At 52.9% G+C, this 22,962-nt stretch carries 17 protein-coding genes and 1 tRNA gene; 5 read left to right on the top strand and 13 right to left on the bottom strand.

Annotation, left to right across the window (positions count from 1 at the left end):
- The first annotated feature begins 724 nt into the window (after positions 1-724).
- Positions 725-4,135, top strand: a complete 3,411-nt coding sequence (locus HPY30_16030; GenBank protein ID QYZ67358.1) for a choice-of-anchor D domain-containing protein — start codon at positions 725-727, stop codon at positions 4,133-4,135.
- 218 nt (positions 4,136-4,353) lie between these two features.
- The gene (locus HPY30_16025) at positions 4,354-4,596 is read left to right on the top strand and encodes a hypothetical protein (protein ID QYZ67357.1); all 243 of its coding nucleotides are present in this window, start codon (positions 4,354-4,356) and stop codon (positions 4,594-4,596) included.
- Between the two features lie 18 nt (positions 4,597-4,614).
- Here the strand turns inward: HPY30_16025 and malQ are convergent, their stop codons facing one another.
- The 3 genes from malQ to glgC are packed head-to-tail and all read right to left on the bottom strand — an operon-like array spanning position 4,615 to position 9,146.
- Complete coding sequence (gene malQ / locus HPY30_16020; protein QYZ67356.1) at positions 4,615-6,111, bottom strand: 4-alpha-glucanotransferase; 1,497 nt, start codon at positions 6,109-6,111, stop codon at positions 4,615-4,617.
- A gap of 47 nt (positions 6,112-6,158) precedes the next feature.
- Positions 6,159-7,865: a glycoside hydrolase gene (locus HPY30_16015; protein QYZ67355.1), complete on the bottom strand. Its 1,707-nt coding sequence runs from the start codon at positions 7,863-7,865 to the stop codon at positions 6,159-6,161.
- A 15-nt stretch (positions 7,866-7,880) separates the two neighbouring features.
- Entirely contained in the window at positions 7,881-9,146 is a 1,266-nt protein-coding gene (gene glgC / locus HPY30_16010) for a glucose-1-phosphate adenylyltransferase (protein ID QYZ67354.1), read from the bottom strand.
- 126 nt (positions 9,147-9,272) lie between these two features.
- Between glgC and glgB the strand changes: the two genes are divergently transcribed.
- Positions 9,273-11,456 (top strand): 1,4-alpha-glucan branching protein GlgB, encoded by a 2,184-nt coding sequence (glgB, locus tag HPY30_16005; GenBank protein QYZ67353.1) that lies wholly within the window; start codon positions 9,273-9,275, stop codon positions 11,454-11,456.
- 100 nt (positions 11,457-11,556) lie between these two features.
- On the opposite strand, the gene pgi is transcribed toward glgB, so the two are convergent.
- Positions 11,557-13,212 (bottom strand): glucose-6-phosphate isomerase, encoded by a 1,656-nt coding sequence (gene pgi, locus HPY30_16000; GenBank protein ID QYZ67352.1) that lies wholly within the window; start codon positions 13,210-13,212, stop codon positions 11,557-11,559.
- Positions 13,213-13,338: 126 nt separating this feature from the next.
- Here pgi and glgA point away from each other — a divergent pair, with 126 nt between their 5' ends.
- Positions 13,339-14,901 (top strand): glycogen synthase GlgA, encoded by a 1,563-nt coding sequence (glgA, locus tag HPY30_15995; protein ID QYZ67351.1) that lies wholly within the window; start codon positions 13,339-13,341, stop codon positions 14,899-14,901.
- A gap of 56 nt (positions 14,902-14,957) precedes the next feature.
- Here glgA and HPY30_15990 read toward each other — a convergent pair whose 3' ends face one another.
- The 6 genes from HPY30_15990 to pcnB all read right to left on the bottom strand — a co-directional run bounded on the left by HPY30_15990 (position 14,958) and on the right by pcnB (position 19,678).
- Entirely contained in the window at positions 14,958-15,338 is a 381-nt protein-coding gene (locus HPY30_15990) for an aspartate 1-decarboxylase (GenBank protein ID QYZ67350.1), read from the bottom strand.
- 46 nt (positions 15,339-15,384) lie between these two features.
- Positions 15,385-16,248 carry a pantoate--beta-alanine ligase gene (locus HPY30_15985; GenBank protein ID QYZ67349.1) on the bottom strand — a complete coding sequence of 288 codons (864 nt, stop codon included), beginning with the start codon at positions 16,246-16,248 and terminating at the stop codon, positions 15,385-15,387.
- Between the two features lie 5 nt (positions 16,249-16,253).
- Positions 16,254-17,054: a 3-methyl-2-oxobutanoate hydroxymethyltransferase gene (gene panB, locus HPY30_15980; GenBank protein QYZ67348.1), complete on the bottom strand. Its 801-nt coding sequence runs from the start codon at positions 17,052-17,054 to the stop codon at positions 16,254-16,256.
- Between the two features lie 201 nt (positions 17,055-17,255).
- Positions 17,256-17,927: a deoxynucleoside kinase gene (locus HPY30_15975; protein ID QYZ67347.1), complete on the bottom strand. Its 672-nt coding sequence runs from the start codon at positions 17,925-17,927 to the stop codon at positions 17,256-17,258.
- Positions 17,905-18,405, bottom strand: a complete 501-nt coding sequence (folK, locus tag HPY30_15970) for a 2-amino-4-hydroxy-6-hydroxymethyldihydropteridine diphosphokinase (protein ID QYZ67346.1) — start codon at positions 18,403-18,405, stop codon at positions 17,905-17,907. The genes HPY30_15975 and folK overlap by 23 nt, the downstream gene beginning before the upstream one ends.
- Entirely contained in the window at positions 18,398-19,678 is a 1,281-nt protein-coding gene (gene pcnB / locus HPY30_15965; protein QYZ68088.1) for a polynucleotide adenylyltransferase PcnB, read from the bottom strand. The genes folK and pcnB overlap by 8 nt, the downstream gene beginning before the upstream one ends.
- 190 nt (positions 19,679-19,868) lie before the next feature.
- Here pcnB and HPY30_15960 point away from each other — a divergent pair.
- A tRNA-Glu gene (locus tag HPY30_15960) sits at positions 19,869-19,943 on the top strand.
- An 82-nt stretch (positions 19,944-20,025) separates the two neighbouring features.
- Here HPY30_15960 and galU read toward each other — a convergent pair.
- The 3 genes from galU to lapB form a co-directional block, all read right to left on the bottom strand.
- Complete coding sequence (galU, locus tag HPY30_15955; GenBank protein ID QYZ67345.1) at positions 20,026-20,931, bottom strand: UTP--glucose-1-phosphate uridylyltransferase GalU; 906 nt, start codon at positions 20,929-20,931, stop codon at positions 20,026-20,028.
- 86 nt (positions 20,932-21,017) lie between these two features.
- Complete coding sequence (gene pyrF / locus HPY30_15950) at positions 21,018-21,734, bottom strand: orotidine-5'-phosphate decarboxylase (GenBank protein QYZ67344.1); 717 nt, start codon at positions 21,732-21,734, stop codon at positions 21,018-21,020.
- Between the two features lie 47 nt (positions 21,735-21,781).
- Complete coding sequence (gene lapB, locus HPY30_15945) at positions 21,782-22,960, bottom strand: lipopolysaccharide assembly protein LapB (protein ID QYZ67343.1); 1,179 nt, start codon at positions 22,958-22,960, stop codon at positions 21,782-21,784.
- Positions 22,961-22,962 lie beyond the last annotated feature (2 nt).

The following is a 22,962-nucleotide window of genomic DNA, read 5'->3' as shown; positions in this document are numbered from 1 at the left end:
CCTGTCCATACATTGGATGGGAAACTAACAGGCTCGTCAATCCTGGTTACATTTGTTTACAATTCGATATTCCGGCAGCAACTCCAAAATGCTTTTAACACAGGACTGTTGTTGAAAAGATCAAATTTCTCACAGTAATTCTCTTTAAAAACAAGCACTAAAAAACATTTCCTGATTGTTGCGTTTTCTCAATGCGCCGGCAACTCTGCATATGGTCAAATATTACCAAGTCAGGCGGGGTGGATTCAGGCAGCAAGCCCCACCCATCCAGGCTTATCTCCTCCATCCTCCTTTGGTATATACCGCTTCAGGCTTTTTCTGAAGCGGTTTTTTTTTCGCCCACAATTTAGATAAAAACAACGATCTTGCTGGGGGCTGGTAAAGCGCCAAGCGTATGATACAAGGCAATTTCAGAAGCATGGTAGGTCCGAAAACTCTTGCTGGATATGGACTTGAAAGGGCGGCAGGGCGAACTGTGGGCTTTAAGGAAGATGGCTTTTGTTCTTCCTATACTTTGTACTCCAGAGGCTGTCGCTAATTTAGGGAAGGCCTGATCCTGATTCCCCTTTATTCTGATCCGGGTCATTGTTTTTCCATGCCTATTATTATACAAAAAGCAAGTGATTATTGGGCCAAAGGCTGCTTGTTACACGAAGTAATTATCGCAGTCTATTTACGCATACAACCCATGCCAATAACGTCTAACAAAACCATGGAGAGGATCATGCGCAGTAAATTTCAAATACCAACCATTCTTTCTCTGATAACAGCCTCACTTCTATTCTCGGGTATAGTTAATGCCAGCACCTCCTCATTGCCTGAGGAAACGCAGCCTATTCCCGCCGCTCTCCGCCTTAAGCTTCTTGAGTACAGTTTAGAAAACGTGACGGAAGACTATTGGGTGGATGCAAAGGAGATCTGTGCTGAAAATCCAACAAGTTCGTTGCACTCTTGCTTCACCCAGGATGGTATCCAGGTTAAATCCGATCATGGCAGCTTGCATCTAAGCCTCACGGCATGGGGGCGCGGGACGTCGCTGTCAGATGTTGAAAAAGTTGCACCGAGCATCGACAAAGCCAAAATAGAGTTTGCGCGTAAAGGCCTCATCGAGTGGTATTTGAATATACCCCAAGGTCTTGAGCAGGGTTTCACTATCACGGATGCACCCACTGGAGCCGGCAAACTTGTACTGAAACTCACCTCACAAACTAAGGCAGAGCAAAACCAGGGGGCCTTTAAATGGGGAAGCATTCAATACGGTGGTCTCTATGCCGTTGACTCAACCGGACGAGAACTCGCGACCAATTTCAGCGCCCGGGGTAACGAAATCAATATCGAAGTCGACGATAGTCATGCCGTCTACCCTGTGATCATTGATCCATTGATCGAGGAGGAAGTACTTGACGCTTCTGATGCAGAGGTGGGGCGAAGGTTTGCAAATGACGTAGCCATTTCAGATGATGGGAACACCGCTGTTGTTGGCGCTGAAATAGTAAATAATATATTTGGGGCTACGTATGTTGGGGCTGTCTATGTATTTGTCAAGAATTCAGGTATATGGACGGAACAAACAAAGCTTACGGTGGTAGGTTCATTTAGACTTGGCGCCTCAGTAGCCGTTTCCAGCGATGGCGATACTCTCCTTGCGGGCGCTTATATGGACGGTAGCGGTACGGATAGGCCGGGCGCTGCCTATGTGTTTACTCGGAATGGCGCCACCTGGACACAGCAACAAAAGCTCCTCGCCTCCGATGGCGCGAATAATGACCTGTTCGGTTTTTCAGTGGATCTTTCCTCAGATGGTAATACCGCTGTTATCGGTGCTTATGCTGCAAGTATCAGCTTCCTTGGGGCAAATGAAGGTGCCGCCTATGTGTTCAGACGGAATGGTGGCACATGGACAGAACAGCAAAAACTCACTGATGTAAATGGAGATCTTACCGATTTTTTTGGCTATTCAGTTGCACTTTCGGGGGATGGCAATACCGTTATCTCCAGTGCAATTTTTGATGAAGGCAATAGTTCCAGCGAGGGTACCGCTTTAATCTATGCATGGAACGGCAGCGCTTGGGTGCAACAAGCGCTGCTGGCTGCTTCAGATGCCGCTGCGAATGATTGGTTTGGCGACTCGACAGCACTTTCATTTGACGGGAATACCGCCCTGGTCGGCGCACCACTGGCTGACGTAGGAGGAAATGTTGATCAAGGCGCCGCCTATGTATATACAAGAAATAGCGATGTATGGACGGAACAACAGAAGCTGCCAGCCGTAACTGGCGCCAGTGCGGGTGATAGTTTTGGTGGTGCTGTAAATGGTACTCCAGGCAGGGCGGTGGCTTTGTCAGATGACGGTAATACTGCCCTTATCGGTGCTAATGGGTTTGGTGCAATCACCGAAGGTGCGGCCTTTATATTTCTAAGCAGTGGAGGAGTATGGGCGGAGGACCAGCAACTGACATCCAGTTCCGGGTGGGATTTTGCCCGTTTTGGTAATTCGGTCGCCCTTTCTGGCAACAGCACAAAGGCCACCATAGGCGCACCGTTTGATAATAACTCCCGAGGAAACGCCTATGTATTTGGGACAGACGCTCCCATCATTACAGTTGAGGATTCTGTCGCGCCCATCGATGACCAGCAGATTCCTTTTGGCGATGTTGCCGAGTTCTCGGCATTGGATAAAACCGTTACGGCCCGCAATGACGGCAGTTCGGATCTCACACTTGGTGCGATTGCTCAACCGGGCGCTTTAGACACTCCATTCAGCATTTCTGCCGACAACTGTTCCTCTCAGATCCTGACACCGTCTTCGAGCTGCACCCTCACGGTCAGATTCGAACCGCAATCAACAGGAGCATTCAGTGATACTTTCGATATTCCGTCCGATGACCCGAACAACAATTCGGTTACGCTCAGCCTGACCGGCACGGGTATTGGTATGCAGGTTCCGGATATAACGGTCACGGATTCCGTAGTACCCATCACCGACATGCAGATAGCATTTGGTAATGTCACTCAGGCAACTTCGTCGGATGAGACGGTCACCATCACCAATGACGGAAATGCCGATCTTACTATCGGGAATATTGCTACGTTAAATGGACTCGTGGCGCCTTTCAATATTCTGAATGATGCCTGTTCGGGAACAACCGTAGCGCCAACGGCAAGTTGCACACTAGCTGTCAGATTTGAACCGACTGCAATAGGTGCGTTCAATGACAGTTTCGACATTCCATCTGACGATGCAGATGAGGCATCCGTTACGATAAGTGTGGCTGGCACGGGGACAGCAGTACCGGTACCGGATATCACTGTTACCGATACCGTTGCTCCCGTAGACGATCTTCAAGTGCCGTTTGGTAATGTCACCGTGGCCAGTTCATCTGACCAGACAGTAACGTTGGCAAATGACGGGACTGCAGACCTCATTATCGGTCAGATCGCCCAGGCTAATATCCTGGCAGCACCATTTATCATCCTTAATGACACCTGTTCCGGGCAGACCTTGGTGGCGACAGCAAGTTGTGCATTGACTGTCAGATTTGCACCGACTGCTATTGGTGCATTCAATGACAGCTTTGACATCCCGTCTAACGATGCAGATGAAGCATCCGTTACACTAAGCCTGGCTGGCACGGGGACAGCGGCTCAGGTACTGGCGCCGGATATCACGGTTACCGATTCCGTTGCCCCCGCGGACGATCTTCAGGTGCCGTTTGGCAATGTCACCGAGGCCAGTTCATCCGACCGGACAGTCACTCTCACCAATGACGGTACCGCGGATCTCATTATCGGTCAGATAGCCCAGGCTAATACTCTGGCAGCGCCGTTTACTATCCTTAATGACAGCTGTTCAATGGTGACGCTGACCCCAACTTCAAACTGCATCTTCATGGTCAGGTTCGCACCCACCTCAGTGGCTGATTTCAATGATAGCCTCGATATCCCGTCCAATGATGCCGATGAAGACCCTGCCACCATTAATGTCAGTGGCTCAGGCGTGGCAGCGGACAGCACCACCGCTGATAGTAGTGATGATGACGGCATCTTCGGTATAGGTGCATTCGACCCACTGATGCTACTTGCCATGTTCATGCTGTCAATCATCAATCTGGCCCACAGGCGCTGGAGATCGTAAAAAAACCTGTAATCTAAAACTGAAATCTGGCGCGGCTGTTATGGCCGCGCCGCCTTGTGCGCGCCCGGCATGGGCATGATTTTATGAGGTGAAAGTCCTCTGTGAATATTCCAGAAAGGAGACGAAAAGTCACCTTTAAAAAGCATTAGTGTAGTGTCCTGAATAAAATATCCATTTATAATCCCCTATGTTCCGGTTTTATGGCAAGGGAAGGAAAAATGAATTCAGCAGTAGCTATTCATCTCACCACACAAGAACAGACAGCATTACAAAAAGAATGTTCGTTGACGCAAAAGCAATTGAAACGTGGTGTATTTACCTCAGTTGAAGATCTGGAAATGGCAATCAGACAGTTTATTGATCAACATAATCAAGCTCCAGAACCTTTTGTCTGGACAAAAAGCGTTGATCAGATACTGGAAAAAATTGGGCGAGCTAAGGTCGCATTACGAAATGTGTAATATATTTAGGACACTACACTAGCGGCCATACTGCATAACCCGATGCCGCAGCCGCTCGGAGAGATCTTCTTCCACCTGATCCCATCTAAATCGCCACTGCCAGTTTCCCTCGGTGGTTCCAGGGGTATTCATGCGATGATCCCGTCCCAGGCCCAATACATCCTGCATCGGTAAAATCGCCATATTGGCGCAGGATGACAAGGCACATCGAATCAGCGGCCATGGCATGATCTCCCGGGATCGTCCCAGATAATTGTCTACCTGCTCCCTTTCAGCATCATCCAGACTGTTATACCAGCCAAGACTGGTATCGTTGTCATGGGTGCCTGTATAGACCACTGAATCCCTTGTGTGTCTGAACGGAAGGTACGGGTTGTCAGCCCCCCCGGAGAAGGCAAACTGCAAAATCTTCATACCTGGCAAGCCGTGACTTTTTCTCAGAGCCTCTACCTCAGGTGTGATAATCCCCAGATCTTCTGCCACCAACTCCAGGTGCGGCAGATCTTCATATAATTTCTCGAACAGCTTTTCACCGGGGGCAGGAACCCATCTGCCGTTGATTGCCGTCTCCTCGGTTGCCGGGATCTCCCAATAGGCCTCAAAGCCACGAAAATGGTCAATACGGATCAGATCGCAAAGCGCAGATTGAGTCTCCATGCGTTCTAACCAGAACGAAAAACCATCCTCTTCCATCTGTTCCCAACGATAGAGCGGGTTTCCCCAACGCTGTCCGGTTTCGGAAAAATAGTCCGGCGGTACGCCAGCTACCACCCGGGGCTGCCCGTCTTCCAACAGATCAAACATCGCGCGATGAGACCAGACTTCCGCGCTGTCATGAGCGACGAAGATCGGCACATCACCGAACAGAAGGATGCCGCGCTCATTAGCGTAGGACTTCAGGCGAAACCACTGACGAAAAAAGAGAAACTGTTCGAAACGGGTATATTGAATCTGGTCGCACAGACGGGCTCTGGCTTCAGCCAACGCCTGTGGGTTTCGGTCCCGCAAAGGTGCCAGCCATTCCCACCAGCATCCACCTTGCTCCGAATGGAGTGCCTGGAACAGACAGTAGTCGTCCAGCCAATGGCCCTGCTCGGCACAGAAACGATCGAGTTCGGCTCTGTCTTCATGGGAAGCCCGATCTTTGAATCCCTCCCAGGCGAGGCTGAGGGCGAAGGCGCGTCCGTTGTCGGAGAAGCTACTTTCTTCCAGCGGCAACTCATCCAGCCAACCCTCCTCTATCACGGGCTCTAGGCTGATAAAACGAGGATTGCCCGCATGAACTGAACTGCTCTGATAGGGTGAGCCATCAGCCTGGGTCGGACCTACCGGCAGTATCTGCCAAACAGTCATCCCAGCCGCATGAAGAAAATCAACAAATCGATAGGCATGACTGCCAAGATTCCCAACCTTTCCTGGGCCTGGCAGTGAACTAATGTGCAACAATATCCCGGCCCGACGGCGGCCCAATACCCCGGACAGGCTTTCACCGCCATCGGTCTGGCTATAATCCATACTACTTAATCCTTATTAGGCGACTGCCGGAATTTGAAAATATGGGATCAGTCGTTTTTTTTCATCACGCCGCCAAGCGCAGGATCACCGCTACCCTTGGTAAACACCTCTCCAAGATAGGCGGGTTCATTGATGCCCAGTAGCTCATAGAGGTGGGAAAGTTGGCGACGAAAAAGACTCTCGAAATCACTCACAGTGCCACTGGGGTTGTAGTCACCAAACCACCAGAACCAATCTGACCCTTCACAGATAGCCAGTTGTCGCTCAAGTTCCTCCATCTGCTGCGCAGAAAAGTCACCATCAGCAACTGCCTGATCATAGGCTACTTTTGCATCCCCCAGCATATCCCATGCCCGGTTCTTGTCATGATCGCCGATCCAGGTCGAGAAGGTGCCATAGACCCAACTTCCGGCAACCAGTTTTGGAAGCCTTGGTGAGGGCTTCGCCTGCTGCGCAAGAGACTCGGAAAATGTGGTTAACTCAAAACGTGGATGGTTCGACAGCCGGTCATACATGGCGTTCAGAAAGTAACTGCCATTATGGGGGTAATACTCCCAGGCATTTTCCCCGTCCATGATGATGGAGACCACCGCATTGGGATTATCCCCACAGGCATTGGCAATATTCTCCAAATGGTTGATCAGGTCCCCAACTGCGTCATCGGCGTGCCAGTCACCATAGGTAAAACCGATCAGATCAGAGAGTCCGTCGTCCCGGAAAAACATGTTCAGACCGCCCTCCCGAACCCTGTAGGGAGTGTGGACCCAGTTTTCCGGCATATGATCACCTTCACTGCTGCCAGAGAGGCTGTTATGCAATACCTGCTGACCGGTTGCGGCCCAGAGAAAACCCTCCTCTTCCAGCAGCTTGAGCGTTACTTCACTCACCGCACCCTCCGAAGGCCAACATCCGGCAGGCGAGAAGCCAAAGTGTTTCTTAAACACGTCGACACCTTTGCGCACATGCCAGCGCGCCCTCGCCTCCCCGCCCGGATAGCTTTTCAGCTCGGGCATTTCCGCATAGGGCATCGCCTCTGTGGTTGACTCGATATCCATCAACAAGGGCACGATCGGGTGAGCATAGGGGGTGACGGAGAGTTCCACCTGCCCATTTTCAGCCAGTTTGCGATAACGGTCTGTTACCCGGGTCAACTCTTCACCGATCAACTCCACCAAGCGACGCCGGTCACTGATATCATAACCATACCCCTTACTCTGCAGTGAACGAATGCGAATATCGTTGAGTCGCACGCACTCACCCACCCAGGCCAGGTGATACCAGACAAGAAGATCCACCATGAAGTGATCGTTCAAATAGGGTATGAGCGTCTCCTCCTCCAACACTTTGGAGGCGAGATCAGCCAGTCGGGAATAGTGCTTGAAACGGTGGATCAAGCGACGCTCATTGGCACGCAGGCAGGCTGAAACCAGCTCCTTGCGGGAATCCTGGTCCACCGGAAGTCCCGGCCCGGCAAGCGCTGCCAGCAGTGGATCGCGGATCAATGTTCCACGTTCCAGCCAGGCCTTGATCTGACCCGCATAGTCGTCGATCTGCTCCAGTAGAACCGGGGCAAAATTCACCACCGCCTTCGACTTTGGATTGTGCTCCAGGTGGGCCGCCATATCCGCATAGTCTTTGATACCGTGCAGATAGACCCAAGGAAGATGGTAGTCACTATGCTCCGGCCCCTTGTAGTAAGGCTGATGCATATGCCAGCAGAAGACTACCTTCAACCGGTTCTTACTCTCACTCATGATTGATTTTTCTCGTTATCGTACGTGATGAATAACCTGCCCCAGCATCTCCGGTGTTACCAATACCACTCCACCATCAGATACCAGGAAACGTTCCGCATCGGCTACGGCATCTTCGCCAATGACAGTGCCCTCGGGAATCTCACAACCTCGATCAATGACTGCTTTGCGAATACTGCAGTTGCGCCCAATATTGACATCAGGCAGCACCACCGAATCCTCAACTGAACTGTAGGAGTTGACCCTGACGTTGGAAAACAGCAGGGAGTTTCTCACGGTCGCCCCGGAGATAACGCAACCGCCGGAGACCATCGAATCCACAGCCATGCCACGCCGCTCTTCATCATCAAAAACGAATTTAGCCGGCGGCAGCTGCTCCTGATAGGTCCAGATAGGCCAGCTCCGGTCATACAGGTTCAGCGGCGGAGTCACCCCGATCAGCTCCAGATTGGCTGACCAAAATGCATCGATAGTACCCACATCGCGCCAATAAGCCTGTTTCCCGCTCTCTACATCATTGAACGGGTAGGCCATGATACGGTACTTTTCGATGACTTTCGGGATAATATCCTTACCAAAGTCATGAGAAGAATCCGGTGTATCCGCATCCTTTATCAGTTGCTCAAAGAGGAACTTGGTATTGAATACATAAATACCCATGGAGGCCAAAGCCACATCGTCCCGCCCTGGCATGTGCTGGGGATTGTCAGGTTTCTCTGAAAACTCAAGGATTTGGTACTCATCATCGACGCTCATCACGCCGAACTCTTTAGCAGTTTCCAGGTCTACCTCGATACAACCCACCGTCATATCAGCACCCGACTCAACGTGTTCCGCCACCATGGTGCCATAGTCCATCTTGTAGATGTGATCACCTGCCAGGATCAACACATAATCCGGTGCGTGACTGCGCAAAATATCCAGATTTTGGTAGACCGCGTCAGCAGTCCCCTCATACCAACTGCTTTCGATGCGCTGCTGGGCTGGAAGCAGCTCCACGAACTCGCCAAATTCGCCCCGCAGAAATCCCCAACCGCGCTGGATGTGCAGAATCAGAGAGTGCGCCTTGTACTGAGTCAGCACACCAATACGGCGAATACCGGAATTAATACAATTCGACAGTGGAAAATCCACAATCCGAAATTTCCCCCCGAAAGGAACCGAAGGCTTGGAGCGCCATTGGGTCAAATCTTTCAGGCGTGAACCCCGTCCTCCCGCCAAAATGAGAGCCAGTGTGTTCCTCGTCAGGCGACTGACAAAACGTGGATTTTGGTCGGACATAAAACTACCCTCTGTGACCTTCTGCAGATAACAACAACAGCAACCGATAAAGCCCCGCATCGACGCTGCCTTATGGTACCATCATGTTCCCTCGACGCGTAGCCGTTACTGTCCGGAATGAAGTTGATGAAACAGTCTCACGCCCAGAATATCTCCGAATCCCTGCAACGAATCCTGGAAGCCAGGCACCATGATCCTTTTGAAGTCCTCGGCAGGCATGTCGAGGGGGATTCCACCGTCGTCAGGATATTTCAGCCACGGGCTCGCCGCGTCCGGCTAAGTGACTCTGAAACAGAATTGCAACGTATCGAGGGTACCGACCTTTTCGAAGGCCATTTCAATACAGCAAACTTACCGGATCGCATTGAAATCATTTGGGAGGATGAGTACGGCGTCGAACAACAACAATTCGACCCCTACTGCTTCCCGCCACAGTTACAGGACTTCGATGTCCACCTTTTCGGTGAAGGGCGACACCGCCACGCCTACCGTTTTCTTGGCGCTCATACTCATGAGGCCGAAGGGATTCCCGGCATCCTGTTTGCCGTTTGGGCACCCAATGCCGAGCGCATCTCCATCGTCGGCGACTTCAACCAATGGGATGGACGCGTATATCCAATGCGCGCACGTGGCGGTTCCGGTATTTGGGAGCTGTTTATTCCCGGGCTGGCTACCGGCGCCTTCTATAAATTCGAGGTTCGCACCCAGGATGGTGACATCTCGCTGCGTGCCGACCCCTATGGCAACCACTTCCAGATGCGCCCCGAGACCGCCGCCGTGGTAATGGCGGACACGGAGTATCAGTGGGAAGATGATGACTGGGTTGAAGCGCGTGAAAAACTCAACTGGCAACAGTCACCCATGTCAGTCTATGAAGTGCACCTCGGCTCCTGGCAGAAAGACATTGACGGTGGATTCCTTAACTACCGGAAACTGGCCCATCGGCTCTGCGACCATATCAAAGAGACTGGTTTCACCCATGTGGAACTGCTGCCGATTACCGAACACCCTTTTGACGGCTCCTGGGGCTATCAAACGACCGGCTACTTCGCCCCGACCAGCCGCTTCGGCACTCCGGACGATTTCCGCTATTTCATCGATCATCTGCACAAAAACAATATTGGCGTGATACTGGACTGGGTGCCCGCCCACTTTCCCCGCGACCGACATGCGCTGGCGCAATTCGATGGCTCGGCACTCTACGAACATGAAGACCCCCGCCGGGGTGAGCACCGGGACTGGGGCACTCTAATCTTCAACTTTGGTCGAAATGAAGTTCGTAACTTCTTGATTTCCAGCGCAATATACTGGATGGAAGAGTTCCACCTCGATGGTTTGAGGGTCGATGCCGTCGCCTCCATGCTCTACCTCGACTACTCACGTGAAGCCGGCGACTGGCTTCCCAACGAGCATGGCGGAAGAGAAAATCTTGAAGCTGTCGACTTCATGCGGGAACTCAACAGCACCACCCACGAACTCCACCCCGGCACCCTGATGATCGCCGAGGAGTCCACAGCCTGGCCCCAGGTTTCACGCCCCACCTGGTTGGGAGGCCTGGGTTTCAGCATGAAGTGGAACATGGGCTGGATGCACGACACGCTCTCCTATGTATCGAAAGATCCGGTCTACCGTCACTACCATCACGACCTGCTGACCTTTGGTCTGCTCTATGCTTTTACCGAGAACTTCGTCCTGCCCTTCTCCCACGACGAGGTTGTGCATGGCAAAGGCTCAATGATCAACAAGATGCCAGGGGACGAGTGGCAGAAATTCGCCGCCCTGCGACTGCTCTACACTTACATGTTCACCTATCCTGGCAAGAAGCTACTCTTCATGGGCAGCGAATTCGCTCAGGCAAGGGAGTGGAACGACGACGAGGCGCTGGACTGGTTCCTGCTCGATCACCCATTCCACAGCGGGATGAAGACACTCATTTCCGATCTGAACCATCTCTACCAGAAACAAACCTCTTTGCATCAGGTGGAGTTTGAAGAGGGGGGATTCGAATGGATCGACTGTAATGACAGTTCGCAGTCGGTGCTGAGTTATCTGCGCAAGAGCACCGACGGCAACGTCGCAGTCATCATACTCAACTTTACACCGATTCCCCGGGAAAATTACCGCATCGGCCTCAGCCGCGCAGGTAACTACCGCGAGGTGTTGAATTCCGACTCAGCGTTCTACGGCGGCAGCAATGTGGGGAATGGCGGAGTCATCAGCGCTGAAGACGTGAGTTGGATGGGACGGGACTACTCTGCATCTCTGACGCTGCCTCCGCTGGGTGCGGTGGTATTGCGGCTGGAGGTATAGGGTGTAGGCCCGACCAAGCGTAGCGGATCGGGACAACTGAAATGATATGCCCATGGGGTTGCCGGTTCCGCTGCGCTTGAACCGGCCTACGACCAAGTCTCTATTTGCGGTTGCGCATCCGATGCCGCCGAAAGTAGTCGATCAAACCGCGAGTGGAACTGTCGTGTACCGCATTCACTTCCTCATCCATCAACTCAGGCAGAATCACGTTCGCCAGTTGCTTGCCCAACTCCACGCCCCACTGGTCGAAGGAGTTCACCCGCCAGACTACGCCCTGCACAAAGATCTTGTGTTCGTAGAGCGCGATCAGTGAACCAAGACGCGACGGGGTAATCCTGTCCAACAGTAGCGTGTTGGTGGGACGGTTGCCGGGAAAGATCTTGTGGGGCAAAAGCTCGACAATTTGCTCAGCACTCATTCCGGCTGCCTCCATCTCCTCACGAGCCTCGGTACGGGTCTTCCCCTTCATCAACGCTTCGGTCTGGGCAAAAAAGTTGGCCAGCAACATCTCGTGATGCTCTCCAGCCTCGTTATGGCTGTTGATCGGAGCGATGAAATCGCAGGGAACCATCTGGGTGCCCTGGTGAATCAACTGATAGAAGGCGTGCTGGCCATCGGTCCCCGCAGTTCCCCAAACCACAGGCCCGGTGCTGTAAGTAACGGGTCTGCCGAAACGCGTCACCCGCTTGCCGTTGCTCTCCATGTCCGCCTGTTGTAGATAATCGGGCAGCAGGCGCAGATACTGGTCATACGGCAGGATGGCGCAGGTCTTTGCTTTGGTAAAGTTGACATACCAGACACCGAGCAACGCCAAGATTACCGGCATGTTTTCAGAGAGATCCGCATGCAGAAAATGCTCATCCATCTCATGTGCGCCATCGAGAAGTTCATTGAAGCCCTCCATACCGATGGCAATGGCAATCGGCAGGCCGATGGCAGACCAGAGCGAGTAACGCCCACCAACCCAATCCCAGAATTCGAACATATTGTCGGTATCGATACCGAACTCAGCCACCTTCTCTTCATTCGTGGAGATAGCAACAAAGTGGCGAGCCACTGCCGCTTCATCCTTCAGTGTCTCAAGCAACCAGCTACGCGCTGTCGTGGCGTTACTGAGTGTCTCCTGAGTGGTAAAGGTCTTGGAGGCGACAATAAAGAGGGTGCTCTCCGGGTCGATATGCTTGGTCGCCTCGACGATATGGGTACCATCTACGTTAGAGACGAAATGCACCCGCAGGTTGGAGCGCTGGTAGTGTTTCATCGCCTCGCAAACCATCTTTGGCCCCAGATTGGAACCACCGATACCAATATTGACCACATCGGTTATCTGCTTGCCGGTATACCCTTTCCACTCGCCGGAGCGCACTGATTCGGAGAACTGCGCCATCTTGTCCAGTACCGCGTTGACCTCCGGCATCACATCTTCGCCATCCGCCCATGTTGGGCGGTTGCTGCGATTACGCAGGGCCACATGCAGTACGGCACGATCCTCCGTGATATTCAACCTGTCTCCGGAAAACATCCGTCGGCGCCAGCCATCCAGATCGACCGACTCCGCCAGTTTGAGTAGCAGGTTCATGGTGGCTGGCGTGACCCGGTTCTTCGAGTAGTCAAGCAAGATGCCACAAGTTCGCAGCGACATCTGTTCCGATCGCTCAGGGTGATCATGAAAGAGATCTCGCATTTGAACAGGCGCCATCTCTTCCCAGTGCGCCTGCAGGGTTAACCACTCATCAGTGTGATTTATCTCGGTCATGATCGGAACTTCTATAGGTTTCTGAGAACAAGACTCACCCGCTCTCTTCCTTGGTAACAGATGTTAAGAAGAAGCGCGTCGAGGTTCAAGGCAAGAGGTCAATTATTTCCGATAAATCTATGCTCTATGCCGCTCTTTACTTTAGAATTGGGAATAGCTTTTAACAAGTCTTTGGACAATATCGACAATACACTCATCGACTTAGCCGGGAATCCGCCATTGAACATCCTTTTTGCCTCAAGTGAAGCCACCCCTTTGATCAAAACCGGGGGCTTGGCGGACGTCGCAGGTAGTCTGCCTGCGGCGTTACGAACATCTGGGCACGACTGTCGGCTTGTATTGCCTGCCTACCCTCAGGCAATGGAACATGCCGATGACCTGCAACAGGTGGCAGAACTCGACATTCCGGGGTTTCTGGGCAGGGTCCGCCTGTTAAGCGGACTCAGCGGCCCACACGGCGTTCCGCTCTATCTGGTCGATGCACCTTATTTCTTCGACCGTGAGGGTAACCCTTATCTCACACCCGAGGGTTATAACTGGGAAGATAATGCGAACCGCTTTGGGCTCTTCTGCAAAACAATCGTCGAGATCGGCCTCGATAACGCCGGACTCGACTGGAAGCCGGACCTGGTACACGCCAACGACTGGCAAACAGGTCTGGTACCCGCGCTGCTATCACGCCATAGCGATCGCCCGGCTACGGTTTTCACCATTCATAACCTCGCCTATCAAGGACTGTTCGACCTTGAAACCTTCGACCAGCTTCATCTGCCTGCGGAGCTCTGGTCCCCGGAAGGGCTGGAATTTCACAGTCAACTCTCTTTCATCAAAGGCGGCATCGCTTTTGCTGACCGCATCACCACCGTCAGCCCCACCTATGCCGAGGAGGTACAGACCCCGGCATTTGGCTACGGATTGGAGGGGCTGTTGCAACATCGCAGCCACAATTTCAGCGGTATTTTGAATGGCATCGACTACCATGAATGGGATCCTGCAAACGACCCCAATACGGTTTCCCCTTTTACCCCAGACAGTTTCGAAAAAAAGGCTGAAAACAAACTGGCTCTACAGCGGGAGTTCGGCCTGCCAGAGGATGAGCATATCCAGCTCTTTGGCTATATTGGCCGATTGGTCGAGCAGAAAGGGGTCGATCTGATCCTGCAGGTGCTGCCAGGGATCATGGATTCAGGGGCACAGGTGGCGCTGTTGGGTTCAGGCGACCCTGAGCTGGAACAGGCGCTAAAGAAAATCAGCAGCAAGTATCACAGCAGGGTCGGTGTATATATTGGCTATGACGAGGGGCTGGCTCATCGGATCGAGGCAGGATGCGACTGTTTCCTGATGCCTTCGCGTTTTGAACCCTGCGGCCTCAACCAGATCTACAGCCTACGCTACGGCACCATACCCATCGTCCGCCGTACCGGCGGGCTGGCCGACACAGTGGTCGATGTCAATCCGCACACTCTCGCGGACGGATCCGCCACTGGGTTCCTGTTCGACAATGCCGACGGGGCCGGGCTTTGGGGGGCTGTGGAGAGAGCCATCGACTTCTACCACCGCCCGGAGGTAGAGTGGTGCATACTCGCCACTACGGGAATGCGTCAGGATCTGAGCTGGGAGACCAGCGCGAAGCACTACCTGGATCTCTACCAGGATGCGATTACCTCACCTTTCACCCCATCTGTTTAGCATTCAAACAAAAAAGCCCCAGCCTGAGGCTGGGGCTTTTTTCGGGAACCGCTGAATCAGGCCGCCTGAACAGGTATGGAGTTTCCGGTTCTTTCCACCCTATTTTGCTCGTTCAGATAGACCAGGGTCGGTTTGAAACTGGCTATTTCGTCCTCATCAATTCCTGAGTAGGCACAGATGATCACTCTATCACCGGGTTCTGCCTTGTGTGCCGCCGCGCCATTCACGGAAATCACGCGCGAGCCAGCTTCTGCCCGAATGGCATAGGTGGTAAAACGTTCGCCGTTGGCAACATTGTAGATCTGGATCTGCTCGTACTCATGTATCCCGGCAAGTTCCAGCAACTCACTGTCAATGGCGCAGGAACCCTCATAACCCAACTCTGAGTGGGTTACACAGGCCCGATGTAATTTGCATTTAAGAACCGTCAACTGCATGAAAAGCAGACTCCATCACACGAAAGCCGCGTATTATCCGCGATCTTCACGCTTCCATCAATGGCAAGAAAGCCGTCAGATTATCGATTAGCCTCGCTTTCCCTAGATGAGCGGCGGCTAAAATCACCAGATTTCGGTCGCCCGCTTCGGGAAGGCCCAAGTCCGCAGCCCTGCGCAGGGTGAAATAGTCGGGCCGGAAACCTGCTGCCACAAGTCGCTTTTGCGCCTTGAACTCCAGCAAATCATAGTCTCTTTCACCTGACATCAGGGCTTCAGAGGTCAATTTCAAGGTCTCATACAGCGCTGGCGCCTGTGTCCGCTCCTGTGGTGTCAGATACCCATTGCGTGAACTGAGCGCCAAGCCGTCCTTCTCACGAACCGTTGGCACACCAATGACCTCCATGGGGAAACAGAGGTCGGTTGCCATCCGGCGGAGCACCATCAGCTGTTGAAAATCCTTCTCTCCAAACAGGGCCAGATCCGGCTGCACCATATTGAACAGCTTGCAGACCACAGTTGCCACGCCGACAAAATGGCCCGGACGACTGCTACCACAGAGGATATCTGACAAGCCAGGCACCTCCACCTGGGTCTGCTCAGTTTTTCCTGGTGGGTAGACCACCTCCACGGGAGGCGTAAAGAGCAGGTCGGCATCCACGCCTGAAAGTTTCTCCCGATCCGCCTCCAGAGTACGGGGATAGGAACCAAAATCCTCCCCCTCTCCAAACTGCATCGGATTCACGAAGATACTGACTACGCAGCGGTCAGCCTGTTCCCTGGCCCGCTTGACCAGTTCCAGATGGCCGACATGCAAATTACCCATCGTCGGCACAAAGGAAATACGTTCATTGCCACTCCGCCAGGCGGCCACCTGTCGGCGCAACGATTCGATAGTGGAAACAGTCTCCATGGTTTTCAGGAAAAACTCTCTTCAGGCCCCGGAAACTCACCTTGCCGGACGCCCTCGACAAAGGCCCACAAAGCTGCCTGGATGCTCTCTCTGCCCAGCAAAAAGTCTTTCACGAAGCGCGGAGGATTGGGATTCATGCCCAACAAGTCGTAGATAACCAAGACCTGTCCGTCACAACCTGCACCGGCACCGATCCCGATAACCGGCATAACGACAGCCCTGGCAATCTCTGTCGCCAGTACAGCTGGTATGCACTCGAGTACCAGCATCTGCACGCCGGCATCCTGCAAAGCGAAGGCATCCTGCATGATCCGCTCAGCACCCTCCTTTTCACGTCCCTGCACCCGGTAACCACCGATCTTAAACACAGATTGCGGCAGTAACCCAAGATGGCCACATACAGGAACACCGTGGGACGTCATCTGACGCACAGCTTCCAGCTGTGCACCGCCACCTTCCAGTTTAACCATCTGTGCTCCACCTTCTTTCATCAGGCGTCCGGCGGTCTCCATCGCCTGATCAGGAGTGCGATAGCTCATGAAAGGCATATCCGCCACCAGCAGCGCGCCCTGCCTGACCCGCGCAACATTTCGGGTGTGATAGACCATCTCATCGACAGTCACTGGCAGTGTGCTCTCCTGCCCCTGCACCACCATGCCCAATGAATCCCCCACCAGAAGAACCTCAGCACCAGCGTTTTCAATCAACCGGGTAAAACTGGCATCGTAGCTGGTGATACAGCTGATCTTACGACCAGCCTGTTTCATTTCCAGCAGATAATTGACTGTGATGTTGGCGGCAGACATGAATATCCTGTTGATAGTGCAATTTAAATTGTATGAGTGGCAAACCCGCCACGATTACTCAATAGACAGGCGAATCGAGGCAGGTCGCAGCGCTTTCTACTGTCTCTTCACAGCAAACCGCTGTAATTTAATCCCAAAGAGATAAAATAGCGGTTTAGCAAAACGGATCACTTGATTTTATCATGCCCTGCTGTGAACCGTTCAAAACAGCAGAGGTGCGGGATTGAGGTAACGTTTACCCGAATCGGCAGTGCAGATATGTTTCACCAGCAACTGGAAGTCAGCTTCACTCTCAACCGGGTTGATCTCCGCCGCATTGATGATCAGCAGCGGTGAGCGGTCATAATGGTAAAAAAAGTCGGTGTAGGCGTCACACAGACGCTGTAGGTAGGCGGGATCCATGCCTGCCTCTTCCGGTCTCGCCCGTTGACGGATGCGCCGCATCAGGATCTCGACCGGCGCCTGCAGATAGACCACCAGATCGGGCTTCGGTGCCGCCATGGCCAGCCGTTCATAGACCTGCTGGTAGAGCAGCAGTTCCTCATGTTCAAGATTGACTTCGGCGAAGAGGCGATCCTTCTCCAGCATAAAATCGGCAATCAAACGCTGCCGGAACATATCACCCTGCTGCAATTCGTTCCATTGACGACTGCGTTGAAATAGAAAAAAGAGCTGAGCGGGAAATGCAGATTGCCGGCGATCCCGGTAGAAACGACCCAAAAAAGGATTCTCTTCGGCACCCTCAAGCAGCGTTTCTCCGCCAAAGGTCTCAGCCAGACGTTGCACCAAGCTGGTCTTGCCCACGCCGACGGGACCCTCGACCACCAAAAAACCCGGCGGGGAAGATGATTCAGGCGACCTTTTCGATACCATCACCTGAAATCCGTTCAAGCAGTCCGGAAAGCGGCCCGAACCGCGGGATATCCAATCCTGGCGGTGCGATCTCCGCCAAAGGATAAAGTACAAATGCGCGCTCCCCCAAGCCGGTGTGCGGCACGATCAGATGCGTGGTTTTGATCTGCTGATCACCAAACAGCAGCAGATCCAAATCAAGCGTCCGTGGACCCCAGCGTTCGCCGCGCCGTATCCGCTGATGCAGCCGTTCCAAGCGCTGCAGCTCTTCCAGTAGCATCTCTGCGTTCAGGGAAGTCGTCACTGCGGCGACTGCATTGATGTAGTCCGGCTGATCCGACGGCCCCATCGGGGGAGTCCGGTAGAGTGAGGAGCGGGCAGTGCAGTGAGTCTCCGGCAGGTTGCCCAGTTCGTCCAGCGCCCGGCTCACCTGCTGTCGCGGAGATTCCAGATTACTGCCCAACCCAATGTACGCAACGATCTGCGAGCTTTCACTCATCCGATGGTTTTGCCTTCCTGGGCCGGCGGCGGCGACGGCGACCACTACGGCCCCGGCGTTCCTGTCCGGCCATCTGACCCTGCTCCTGAGGATTTCCTTTCTGGAAATCTGTCCACCACTCCGCCAACTCCATCTCCGCCTCTCCAGCCTGGGCACGCAGCAGCAGAAAGTCATAAGCAGCACGAAATTTTGGGTGGGTGATGAGGCGTTGAGGACGTTTACCGCCACGACTGAGGAATCTCGGCTGCATCTGCCAGATGTCCCGCATCGGGTAGCTGATACGCTTCGGAATCAGCACCCTCTGAGCCTGCTCGGCCAGGACATCCCTTCCCGCCTCCTGCAGCGCAGGTATCGGGGGCATGCCGTCTGCCTCATACGCTGCCGTGCGCAGACGTACCGGCTCCCACAGCAACACGGCGAAAAGAAAGGCTGGGGTTACCGGTTTTCCATCCCTGATCCTGCTGTCGGTGTTATCCAATCCCCGGTTAACGAAGGTAATGGGAAAGTCGTGATCCTCGTGGCTCAAGGCCTCTTCGGTCGCAGGAAAAAGGTGACCAAACATGTCGTAGTGGCGCAGCTTTTCAAAAGTCTCCAGGGCAGCACCGCCCAGGAATAGCTTCAATACCTCTTCAAATAACCGGGCAGCGGGCACATCATCCAGCAGGGAGACCATTGAACCCAGGGGCGTTTCGCAGGATGCGTCAATCTTGAATCCCAGCTTGCCGGCAAAACGAACCGCCCGCAACATGCGCACAGGATCCTCACGGTAACGCTGTTCCGGATCCCCCAACAGCCTCAGCACGCCGTTATTCAGATCCGTCAGGCCATCTGCATAGTCCACAACCGAGAAATCCCCGATGTTGTAGTAGAGGGCATTGATGGTGAAATCACGCCTTTGGGCATCTTCCTCAATGGTGCCATAGACGTTATCCCGCAGGATCATGCCGTTCTCGACTTTGCGCGAATCATCTGCGCTCCCATCCCCCATGCTGCGGAAGGTAGCGACCTCGATGATCTCCCGGCCAAAAAAGACGTGCGCCAGACGAAAACGCCGGCCTATGAGGCGACAATTGCGAAAGACCTCCTTTACCTGTTCAGGCAGAGCGTCAGTCGCCACATCAAAGTCTTTGGGTTCGCGCCCAAGCAGGAGGTCGCGCACGCCCCCCCCGACCAGATAGGCCTCAAAACCTGAATTTCTCAGCCGATAGAGCACCTTGACAGCATTTTCGCTGATATTTGCCCGGGAGATATTGTGATCCGGGCGGGGAACAATGACAGGATCGAAGATGACGTTATGTCCCGTAGGCGCTTGGTCAGCCACTGCTTTTCGCTTGAACAGCTTCTGCTGAAGCCACTTTACCGTTCGATTCAACTAATACAAACCACAATAGAGATAAAAAAATACCACCAAACCATTGAGCCTGGCCATGAGGTCAGTATAATAGCGCCTTTCCGAGCAAACTGCTCCCTTCGTCTAGTGGTTAGGACGCTGGCCTCTCACGCCGGTAACAGGGGTTCGAGTCCCCTAGGGAGTACCATTTCCTTTAAAAACCGCACCGGGTTGCCGATGCGGTTATTTTGTTCCTGATGTGTGCCCCCCAAGGCACTGGAGGAAACGCCCTACTCCTTCGAGGCCTTGCTGCCCGGCGTACAGGCCAGGCCACGCAGATATGCTGCAAAATCCTCCCCCAGTTCCGGGTGCTCAAGACCATATTCAACTGTGGCTTCCATATAACCCAGCTTACTGCCACAGTCGTATCGTTTGCCTTTGACCCGGTAGGCCCGAACCTTTTCAAACTTCAACAGTTCGGCTATCGCATCAGTCAATTGAATCTCGCCACCCTTGCCGGTGCCTGTCTGCTCCAACAAGTCGAAAATTCGCGGAGTTAGGATATAACGCCCGACCACAGCCATGTTTGACGGCGCATCTTTCGGATCGGGCTTTTCCACAATTGAGCTGATGATTGCGGTTTCACCGTCATCTTCGGTTACTTCGACAATACCGTATTTATTGGTTTCCTCGGGCGGCACCTCTTCCACAAGAATCACACTGCACTGGTACTTGTCATAAACATCAACCATCTGGGCCATGGCACCCCTGCCGCCATCACCCTTGATCAGGTCATCTGCCAGGATGACCGCAAAAGGCTCATCCCTTACAACAGGTTTGGCGCAGAGCACTGCATGGCCGAGTCCCTTTGCCTCTGCCTGCCGTAGATAGATACAGGAGACCTCCTCAGGAAGAACATTCTGCACAATCTGCAGGAGTTTCTCTTTGCCGGAAGTCTCCAGCTCCACCTCAAGTTCATACGCCTTGTCAAAGTGGTCAGGGATCGCCCGTTTTGCTCGGCCTATGATAAAAACGAGAGATTCAATGCCAGCTGCCTCAGCCTCCTCGGCGCCGTACTGAATCAACGGCTTGTCAACAATAGGCAACATCTCCTTGGGAGATGCCTTGGTGGCTGGTAGAAAACGGGTACCCAAGCCAGCGGCCGGAAAGACAGCTTTCAGAACTTTTTTATTCATCTTCTTCCCTTATCACTCTTCAATAACAATACAATTTCAGTGGCCGTATGTTTCCAAATGGATTCAAGCAAAACCTGGTTAATAGTTTATCCGGCTTGCGAGACAGACAAAATCTCATTATTTATCGCATGCAGCGCCTTCAACGGATCAGCCGCGGCCGTTATCGGACGTCCAACAACAAGATAACTTGATCCTGCATTGATCGCATCGGCAGGTGTCATCACACGGCGCTGATCATCAGCCGCCGCGTCCAACGGTCGAACACCGGGCGTAACCAGTAGAAAATCGTCCCCAGCCCTGCCTCGGATATCGGATGCTTCCCGGGGAGAGCAGACAACCCCATCCATCCCGGATGAGAGGGAGAGGTCCGCCAAGCGCAAGACATTTTCAGCTGGTTCACCATGATAACCAACTTCAGCAATATCCTCTTTTGACAGGCTAGTCAGAATTGTCACGGCCACCAAAAGTGGCCTTTCTGAGCGAGCTGCCAGCCTTTCCGCCGCCGCTTCCATCATGCGGCGCCCTCCCGACGCATGAATATTCATCATCCAAACACCGAGGTCTGCTGCAGCACTGCAGGCAGCCGCAACAGTATTTGGAATATCATGGAATTTAAGATCGAGAAAAATATCGAATCCCTTGCCACTCAGTTGTTCGACAAAAGAGGGACCCAAACGAGTGAACATCTCTTTGCCCACCTTAAGCCTGCACATACCAGGATCAAGTTTTTCGACCAGTTCCAGTGCAGAGGTTTCATCAGGAAAATCCAGGGCAACGATAACCCGAGAAGCATTGTCACTCATCTGTCCTACGGCCTCATAAAATTGATGTTGAATAAGCTACCAACCGCCTATTTTTCTCTGGGCCCACAGCCCAATCCGCGAATCGGTTTCATGCTACTCCAGTTGTTGCAGCTGGGACACTGCCAATGCAGGTTTTTTGCAGAAAATCCGCATTGTTCACACTGATACGAGGATTGGCGAGCCAGCATCAACGCGACCGCCTTGTTGAGTGTTTCCATGCTCTCTCGTGGGTTGCTGCCACTATTCTGCAAGTTTAGAGTGACCAGCCGGTCAAGTCCTTTAAGATCGGGAAGCGCTTTTAGGTGTTGCAGGACAAAATCAACAGCTGATGAAACATCCTCTTCGGCCGTAATAATATCTGTCAACGCCAGCATTACGGAAGTATCGCGATGCCTGCTATATAATTGTTTCAAATAATCCTTCAGTGCAGCTCTATCGCCAATCTTTCCATAACACTCGATCAAAGAAGGCACAATTTCAGTCAAATAGGCGGAATCCTGTACTTCCACCATTTTGTATATTTTGAGGGCTGCTCGGCAGTCATCCTTTGACTTCTCTATCTCCCCCAACAGAATAGTCGACCTAATGCATCCACTGTCTACCGACTGAGCCTTCTTCAGTATTGCTATGGCAGAAACAGTATTGCCTTTTTTTATCAGCAGCTGAGCTTGCTCGCAGTAAAAATGAGCAATTATTGGCTGAAGCGAGTGGCCGTCACTCGCTTGCAACTGCTGCGCCACCTCCAAACATCGATCCCACTCTTTTTCCTGCTGGTAAATCACCAGGAGATTGGAGAGCGCCTGTTCACTATGAAGTTTTATTTCAGTCAACTCTACGAAAAGATTTTCAGCCCTATCGAACAGCCCCGCTCGCATATAGTCCTGGCCAAGTTCCAGCAAAGCCTGGGCTCTCTGTTCTCTTGAAAGGGTGGGTCGTGCGATCAGGTTTTGGTGGATACGTATTGCCCGTTCCACCTCTCCCCGACGGCGAAACAGATTGCCCAATGCCAAATGCGTTTCTACCGTATCACTATCGACTTCCAGAAGCTTAACAAAGACATCAATAGCTTTGTCCGGCTGCTCATTCAGTAGAAAATTCAATCCTTTAAAATAGGCGGGAAAGACCTCCTGGCTACTGGTTTTATCCCGACTAGCCTCACTCCGTCGAGCAGCAAACCAACCTGAAGCAGCCGCAACCGGTAGAAGCAAGAGCAAAAGCTCAAGCATAC

This window comes from Gammaproteobacteria bacterium (ex Lamellibrachia satsuma) (genome assembly GCA_019623805.1).
Lineage (GTDB): Bacteria > Pseudomonadota > Gammaproteobacteria > Chromatiales > Chromatiaceae > QGON01.
The sequence above is the reverse complement of the archived record's forward strand: the minus strand, read 5'-3'. Positions and strand labels throughout refer to the sequence as shown.

Coding starts and splice junctions, on each gene's coding strand:
- HPY30_16030 (QYZ67358.1), top strand. CDS start 725: ATGCGCAGTAAATTTCAAATACCAACCATTCTTTCTCTGATAACAGCC.
- HPY30_16025 (QYZ67357.1), top strand. CDS start 4,354: ATGAATTCAGCAGTAGCTATTCATCTCACCACACAAGAACAGACAGCA.
- malQ (QYZ67356.1), bottom strand. CDS start 6,111: ATGGATTATAGCCAGACCGATGGCGGTGAAAGCCTGTCCGGGGTATTG.
- HPY30_16015 (QYZ67355.1), bottom strand. CDS start 7,865: ATGAGTGAGAGTAAGAACCGGTTGAAGGTAGTCTTCTGCTGGCATATG.
- glgC (QYZ67354.1), bottom strand. CDS start 9,146: ATGTCCGACCAAAATCCACGTTTTGTCAGTCGCCTGACGAGGAACACA.
- glgB (QYZ67353.1), top strand. CDS start 9,273: ATGAAACAGTCTCACGCCCAGAATATCTCCGAATCCCTGCAACGAATC.
- pgi (QYZ67352.1), bottom strand. CDS start 13,212: ATGACCGAGATAAATCACACTGATGAGTGGTTAACCCTGCAGGCGCAC.
- glgA (QYZ67351.1), top strand. CDS start 13,339: ATGCCGCTCTTTACTTTAGAATTGGGAATAGCTTTTAACAAGTCTTTG.
- HPY30_15990 (QYZ67350.1), bottom strand. CDS start 15,338: ATGCAGTTGACGGTTCTTAAATGCAAATTACATCGGGCCTGTGTAACC.
- HPY30_15985 (QYZ67349.1), bottom strand. CDS start 16,248: ATGGAGACTGTTTCCACTATCGAATCGTTGCGCCGACAGGTGGCCGCC.
- panB (QYZ67348.1), bottom strand. CDS start 17,054: ATGTCTGCCGCCAACATCACAGTCAATTATCTGCTGGAAATGAAACAG.
- HPY30_15975 (QYZ67347.1), bottom strand. CDS start 17,927: ATGGTATCGAAAAGGTCGCCTGAATCATCTTCCCCGCCGGGTTTTTTG.
- folK (QYZ67346.1), bottom strand. CDS start 18,405: ATGAGTGAAAGCTCGCAGATCGTTGCGTACATTGGGTTGGGCAGTAAT.
- galU (QYZ67345.1), bottom strand. CDS start 20,931: ATGAATAAAAAAGTTCTGAAAGCTGTCTTTCCGGCCGCTGGCTTGGGT.
- pyrF (QYZ67344.1), bottom strand. CDS start 21,734: ATGAGTGACAATGCTTCTCGGGTTATCGTTGCCCTGGATTTTCCTGAT.
- lapB (QYZ67343.1), bottom strand. CDS start 22,960: ATGCTTGAGCTTTTGCTCTTGCTTCTACCGGTTGCGGCTGCTTCAGGT.